The 3,103-nt window shown below is 76.6% G+C and carries 1 protein-coding gene and 1 pseudogene; one reads left to right on the top strand and one right to left on the bottom strand.

The window, feature by feature from the left end:
• Positions 1 to 2,452 (bottom strand): helicase-associated domain-containing protein (locus ACTWQJ_RS49235; protein ID WP_443312864.1); only part of this gene is annotated, 2,452 nt, incomplete at its 3' end.
• An 80-nt stretch (positions 2,453 to 2,532) separates the two neighbouring features.
• Between ACTWQJ_RS49235 and ACTWQJ_RS49230 the strand changes: the two are divergent.
• A pseudogene (locus tag ACTWQJ_RS49230) lies at positions 2,533 to 3,103 on the top strand (hypothetical protein); the annotation flags it as partial.

The following is a 3,103-nucleotide window of genomic DNA, read 5'->3' as shown; positions in this document are numbered from 1 at the left end:
GGGTGTCGGCGGAGCTGGTGCGTGGCAGCTCACCGCCGGTCACCGGGGCCGTGCCGGTGGGCTTGCGCGGGGCGGTGGAGGCCAGGTCGCCCGCCCGGATGGCCCGGATCGCGGCCGTCAGCAGCGTCGCGTCGGGGGCGGGCGGGCCGTCCGGCACCGGCTCGGGTGCGGTGCGCGGCGGGGTGCGGTGGGCGTGCGCCCGCGTGATCAGTACGTCGCCCTCGGCGGACTCGGCGGCGGGCGCGAAGCCCATCGCGCGCAGCCCCTCCAGCAGCGCCGCCGGGTCGGCCTGCGCGGCCAGCACGGTCGGCGCGAGGCGGCGCAGCCGCAGGCCGGCGGCCCGCTTGTCGGCGAGGATCTCGTTGAGCAGGGCGTCGTCGTCGCAGCGCACATACGCCGAGGCGGCGCCGACGCGCAGTCGGCCGTGCCGGCGGGCCACGTCGTCGATCAGGTAGGCGAGCGGCTGCGGCACCGGCGTACGGGAGTGTTCCGCGAGGAAGGCGTGCAGGTCGGAGGCGCTGCGGCCGGCGTCCAGGGCGCGGCGTACGGAGGCGGGCGTGAAGCGGTAGACGGTCGCGCCGCCCTTGGACTCCACGTCGGCGAGCACGTCCAGCATGTCGGCCAGCGGCCGCTGCAACGGGCCCGGCGCGACCGCGGTGAGGTCGGCCTGGAGCAGGACGTGGTCCAGCGGTTCGGGCAGCAGCGGGCCGAGCAGCCGGGCGGCCGTGGCGGAGGCGACGGCCTGCTCGCCGGGCGACAGGGGCTCCGGGGCAGTAGGCGGGCGATGGTGGACGGGAAGCTTGTCACCGGGGCCTTCCGGCTCCTCGTCCGCCATGTGCGCGGCGGCGCTCGCCCCGAGAAGCGCCCGCCCGTGCGCGGACAACGCCCCCCGCCCGGTCACACCGAGCAGCTCAGCCTCGGCCAGGGCCCACTGGGCGAGCCGGGCACGCAGATCGTCGTCGCGCATGCTGCCCGGCCCGCCGGTCCGCCCGGCATCGCGCCCGCCCGTCCCGCCGTCCCGGTAGGGATCACGCGCGGAGTCCGTCGCGCCGGTCCGACCGCCGCCCAGCCCGGCGTCATGAGCGGAATCCCGCCCCCGCAACGGTCGCTCCCACCGCAGCCGCGCCAGCACCGACTCCGCCGTAGGCGTGGCCCCCTCCGGCAGTCCCGCGAGCAGGCTCAACACCCGGTGCCGTACCTCCGGCGCCGCGGAGCGGTCGAGGCCCGGTCCCAGCGCCGCCAGCGCCCGCTCCTTGGCGTCCCGCCCGCCGACCATCCCCGCCGTCCGGGTCGCGGCGAGCCAAGCCTCCGCCAGCCGGGTCCAGCGCTGGGCGGCCGGCTGCTCCAGCCACTCGTCGTACGCCGGGGTCGCCGCGTACCGCTCGTCGGCCTCGCCGTCCGAGGCCACCAGGCCCGCCGCGTAGGCGAGCTCGACCCAGAACGCGGCGACCGGCTCGGACACGTCCAGCGCGACGGCGGTCCGCTTCAGGTCGCGCACACTGAGCCCGCCCGCGCGCAGCACCGCGGGCCCGCCCTCGTCCCAGTCCTTCAGCAACTCCTCGACGGTGGCCAGCGCGGTGTAGGCCTGCCCGGCCGCCGTGGCGTCCACAACCTGTGGACGGTGCGTGGCCGCCATCTCCACGGGCGGCGGCACCGGCTCCGGCAGGCGATGCGCGCGGCCGCCGCGCATGTGCAGGGCGACCTCCCGGGGAAGTACGACCGTGCCGGGCGCCGTCGGCAGCAGCAGCCCGCGATCGAGCAGCCAGCGCAGCCGGGGTGCCGGAGTGGCGGTGACCTGGCCGTACGGCGGCCCCCACACCAGCCGCTCCAGCACCTCAAGCGACTCGGCCGGGGCCCCGGCGAGCAGCGCCGCCATCCGCGTCCGGTCGGTGAACAGGGCGGTGAGGGCGGCCACCGCGGAGACGGAGTCGTGCGTGGAAGGCAGCCCCACGGCCGTCACGAGTTCCTGGATACGCCCCGGCGACATGCCCGCCGACGCCTCCTGGACCGTCGGACCGAGCCCGGTCGGCGACGGATGCTGCGGCGACGGCGCGAGCAGCTCCCGAGCCGTGCGCACCAGCCGCAGCCGTTCGTCGTCGCCCCACACCAGGGCCTGCTCGCGCAGCGTGCCGAGGGCGCGCGGCAGTGCGGTGGCGACGAGCGGGTCGCCCTCGTCCCCGGCCATGAGCCCGAGCAGTTCCTCGTACGTCGCCGGATCCGCCGCCACCGCCAGCGCCTCCGCCGTCTGCAGCGCGAACCGGTCGAGCCGCTCCAGGGCGCGCACGACCGAGGCACGGGTGCCGGCCCGGGTCGCGAGCTGCGTCAGGTCCGTCGGCACGGGCGTGATGAGATCGGGCCGGCTGCGCAGCAGCACGGCCAGGGAGGCGTCGTCCCGCGCACGCAGCGCCTCCGCGAGGGACCGCGGGGCCACCGGCTTCTCATCGCTGCTCATCCGCTCCACGGTAGCGGGTGGTGGCCTGCGCTACCGTCGTCCCACGGGGAATCCGGCACACCCGCCCCGGAGGGGACAGCGTGGGGATCGAGAGCGACAAGGTCGTCTACGAGTATCTGAGCCGCGTCGGTGACGTGGCTCAGCAGCGGCAGCTGTCCTCCGCCACCCGGATGCGCCTGGTCTCGCAACTGCGCGACGAGATCGACCGGCGCCGCGCCAAGGCCGTCGTCGACAGCCCCGCCGCCGTCCGCCGCATCATCGCCCGCATCGGCACCCCCGACGAGGTGGTCGCCGCCGCAGGCGACTCCAGCACCCGCCCGGAGCCACCCCCGACGGCCGTACCTGCACAACGGGACCAGAAACCGAAGCGCAGCATGCTGCCCCGCCCCCGCCCCGCCGAACCCCCCGCACCGGCACCCGCCGACGCCCCGTCCCCGCCCCACCGCGCCGGCGAGCACGAACTCGGCGACAGCGCGACACAGCCCGACTGGTGGCGGGTGGACAGCAGCCCGTTCGGGGTCGGCGACAGCGTGCCCGGATTCGTGGGCGGCGTGGAGATCCCGGAACTGCTCAAGCCGCCACCGAAGGACCCACCAAAGGAACCCGAGCCGACGGTCGAGCAGTTGGCGGAACCGGACGAGGACGAACCGA

Origin of the sequence: Streptomyces sp. KR55, from assembly GCF_052245645.1 — a bacterium.
GTDB classification, from domain to species: domain Bacteria; phylum Actinomycetota; class Actinomycetes; order Streptomycetales; family Streptomycetaceae; genus Streptomyces; species Streptomyces flavusporus.
Note: the sequence above shows the minus strand (reverse complement) of the source record. Positions and strands in the feature narration are given on the sequence as shown.